Consider the following 3,629-nt stretch of genomic DNA (forward strand, 5'->3'; position numbering starts at 1 on the left):
GTCGATAACTTATCTTATGGTTATATAGAAAGAATAAATGATATACAAGATAAAATTACATTTATAAATACTGATGTCAAAGAGCTAAAAGATAGTAATATAACAGATATAGATACTATTATACATTGTTCTGCTATAGCACCACTACCAGACAACCAGCAAAACCCATATCGGTCATTTGAGCAGAATGTAGCTATGTGCGGAGCAGTTAGTGACTTCGCAACAAAAATAGGATGCAAAAATGTAATTTTCTTTAGCTCTGGGGCAATTTATGAAGGATCAGGTGATAGAGAGTGCAGAGAGACAGATGAAATAAGTACAAAGCTAATTTATCCAACATCTAAATATTTAGCTGAACAACTCTTTGAGTCTGTTGCGAAAACATATGATATTAAGGTGGTGTCAATCAGGTTGTTTAATCTATATGGACCTAATCAAGATTATTTCAGAAAACAGCCACCTTTATTAGGTTACTTAATAAAGTCATATTTAAAAGGTGAGGAAATAAAACTCTATGCTAGTGAAAATGCTAAAAGAGATTATATTTATATAGATGATTTGTATGAGTTGATAGTTAAAATAATTAGCAAATTTAAAAACATTGAAAGTGGTTCTTTTATTCCTGTAAATGCTGGAGGAGGTAACACTTATTCAGTTTATGATATAGTTTCCTTATTTGAAGAGATTGTCGGGAGTAAAGTTGAATATACCCAAGGGGATAAATCAAGTTTTTGGGATAAGTACCCACTAATATTTGATCGTAAATTGCCATTGATTGAAAGTTATTTAGTTGATGAAGTTGATAAGGTTGCTATATCAAATATTGACTTTGCAAAGAAATACTTTGAATGGGAGCCTAAAGTTGATATGAAGAAAGGTCTATTAGAATGCTTTAATTTTGCAAGGAGTGTAGTTAAATAATGTTTACTTTAATTTTACCTGTTGCAGGAAAATCATCAAGGTTTCCTGACATGAGACCTAAATGGTTACTAACAATGCCTGACGGCAAGTTAATGTTAGAAAAAGCTGTTGAAAATATCGACTTAGATATATTTGACCGTATTGTAATTGTTTGCCTTGCTGAGCATTTAGATAAATATACAAATAAGGAAAATGTACTATCCGGTTTCAAAAAATCGACTGGTTATGAACCAGAATTAGCTATACTAGATGAGGCAACCTCCTCTCAATCAGAAACCATCTGTAAAGCAATAAAAATAGCGAATATCGAAGGTTCAATATTCATTAAGGATTGTGATAATGTGTTTAAGTGCAAACCGGAACCGCTTAATAAAGTTGCTACTATTGACTTGAACACTGTTGAACTTATTGATGCTAAAAACAAAAGTTATGTCGAAGCTGACTCATTAGGTGTAATTTCCAATATTGTAGAAAAGCAAGTTATTAGTAATCAATTTTGTTGTGGTGGATATAGTTTTAAATGTAGCCAAAATTTCATTGAAACATATAATAAGATCAAGACTAACGATGAAATTTACATTTCACATATAATTTACAAAATGCTCTTAGATAACCATGAGTTTAGTGTTTTAAATTCTTCACACTATACAGATTGGGGAACATTAAGAGAATATCGGCATTACTGCAAAAAACACATTACATTATTCTGTGATGTTGACGGTGTGCTTTTGAAAAATGGAAGCAAGTTTGCATCTAATGGATGGAAAACAAAGGGAATAAAAAAGAATCTAGAAAAAATTTCAAGTCTGCAAAAACAAGGATATGTTTATTTGATTCTCACTTCGTCTCGACCTGAGAGTGAGATTGAATATACAAGAACGGAACTCGAAAAGTTTGATGTAAAAGTGGATCGTTTCCTGTTCGGTTTGCCTCATACAAGGCGTTACCTTATAAATGATTTTTCTCCAACAAACCCATACCCTTCTGCTATATCGATTAATATTGAAAGAGATAGTGAGGAACTAGGCCATATGTTTGATGATTGACCTTAATATTATAGTAAAATGTATTAAACTTAAAGCTAAGTTAGTCATTAAAGCAAAAGGCACTTTCTTCATTTCAACGCTGTATAGATTAAATGATTTAATATTAAAGCAATTCATGTAGTAAGTAACTTTTTCAGTGAATGCGGTCATGCATTTATAAGTTATTTTTGCAATTTAAATAAACTATATTAAAGGCTTACGATCAGATTAGTGAAGTTCGCTTACTAGAAAGATCTGATGACTAATCGATACTCTAAATGCACTTAAAGACTTTATAGGCCTGGTATTTAGGTTAGTTAATGTTGATTTAATATAGCTACACTATATCACACCAAAAATATGAAATTTCAGAAAAAAAAACTTAAAATATTAGTACTGAGCTCGCTATTAAGTAATGTCAGTTACTCTGATGAAATAGATATCACCTATTGTGATACAACCCAAGAAATTCAACAATGTATTGATTCATCAAAGTCAGGCCATATTGTTTTGTCAGCAGGGTTGCATTTAACTGATGGTATCCTATTAGGTAGTAATACAAAATTAGTTATCCCAAAAGGCGCAATACTCAAATTATCAGACGATGCAATATTAAACCCAAAAGCATTTGGTGGAACAGCGAATTATGTTATAGCAAGTATCGGTGATCCAGATAATTATATTACAAATATTGAGATAATTATCAATGGTGAAGTAGATGGTAACAGAGATAAGCATCCTTATGAAAAAGGAGGTGTAGAAGGCATAGATCTGAAATATGTCGAAAATTCAATTATTTCTGGAAATGGAGTCGTACACTCTGCAAATGGTGATGGTGTAGATTTAGATGCGGTAAGAAATATAAAAGTTGAAAATATAACTGTTCGTGATAATAACGATTCTGGTATACACTTTGGTAGTCCACGTCCCATTATTGGTAGTCATGGAAACCTAGTTTATAATGTGACGAGTATTAACAATGGTTACAGGATAGGCAAAAGTGGTTTTGACTTATCATGGCCAAATCCTCATGGTGTCACTTATGTAAACTGTAAAGCTATTGATAACTATAGAAACTATAAAATAGAAGGCGTAGGTGGTGTAATTTATAACTCAAAGTCTTTAGAACTTGACAGAAAAGTGATTGAAAAAGATGATTTCTCAGGTGCTTCATATGTATACATGAATGGGGAAGATATGACCAATCAATCATTTATAAGTCAAAGAAAAATGATCTTACTAAAAAGAGATATAAAAAAATTACTAGGGATGGAATATCAAAAGCATCTTGATGGTGTGGAATATTGAGGTGGTAGAATGAAAGTCGCTATATGCTTTTATGGACTTGTTGGTGGTAGAGCTGATAAAAACGGTAACGGGATACCTTTAGATCCGAAGATCGCTTACAATTTAAATTACAAAAATATAATATCTAATAATGATGTAGATGTTTTTATACACTCTTGGTCTAATGAGTTTAAAGACGAACTGAATAAACTATATAATCCCAAAAGATCAATAATTGAAAAGCAGATAGATTTTCCCGAATCTGATAAAATTATTCACAATAGAGATATAAAAGAAAATATAAAGTGGTTGATTTCTTTATTTAAATGCCGAAAATCTTTCATAGAGAACAGAATTTCTAGGAAAAAAGAAGCATTCAGGGCATACAGTCGCTGG

General features: G+C 31.6%; 3 protein-coding genes and 1 pseudogene. All 4 read left to right on the top strand.

Annotated elements, in window-relative coordinates:
- Positions 1–921: NAD-dependent epimerase/dehydratase family protein (locus HW45_RS04760; protein ID WP_038225308.1), on the top strand; the 921-nt coding region annotated here is incomplete at its 5' end.
- Complete coding sequence (locus HW45_RS04765) at positions 921–1,967, top strand: hypothetical protein (RefSeq protein ID WP_038225310.1); 1,047 nt, start codon at positions 921–923, stop codon at positions 1,965–1,967. The genes HW45_RS04760 and HW45_RS04765, both read left to right, overlap by 1 nt.
- 339 nt (positions 1,968–2,306) lie before the next feature.
- Entirely contained in the window at positions 2,307–3,254 is a 948-nt protein-coding gene (locus tag HW45_RS04770) for a right-handed parallel beta-helix repeat-containing protein (RefSeq protein ID WP_038225311.1), read from the top strand.
- Positions 3,255–3,263: 9 nt separating this feature from the next.
- A pseudogene (locus HW45_RS04775) lies at positions 3,264–3,629 on the top strand (hypothetical protein); the annotation flags it as partial.

This window comes from Vibrio sp. ER1A (assembly GCF_000733315.1).
In the GTDB taxonomy this organism is placed as follows: domain Bacteria; phylum Pseudomonadota; class Gammaproteobacteria; order Enterobacterales; family Vibrionaceae; genus Vibrio; species Vibrio mediterranei.

Bases quoted from the DNA above. Each gene is read 5' to 3' on its own strand.
- HW45_RS04770 (WP_038225311.1), top strand. From the start codon at position 2,307: ATGAAATTTCAGAAAAAAAAACTTAAAATATTAGTACTGAGCTCGCTA.
- HW45_RS04765 (WP_038225310.1), top strand. From the start codon at position 921: ATGTTTACTTTAATTTTACCTGTTGCAGGAAAATCATCAAGGTTTCCT.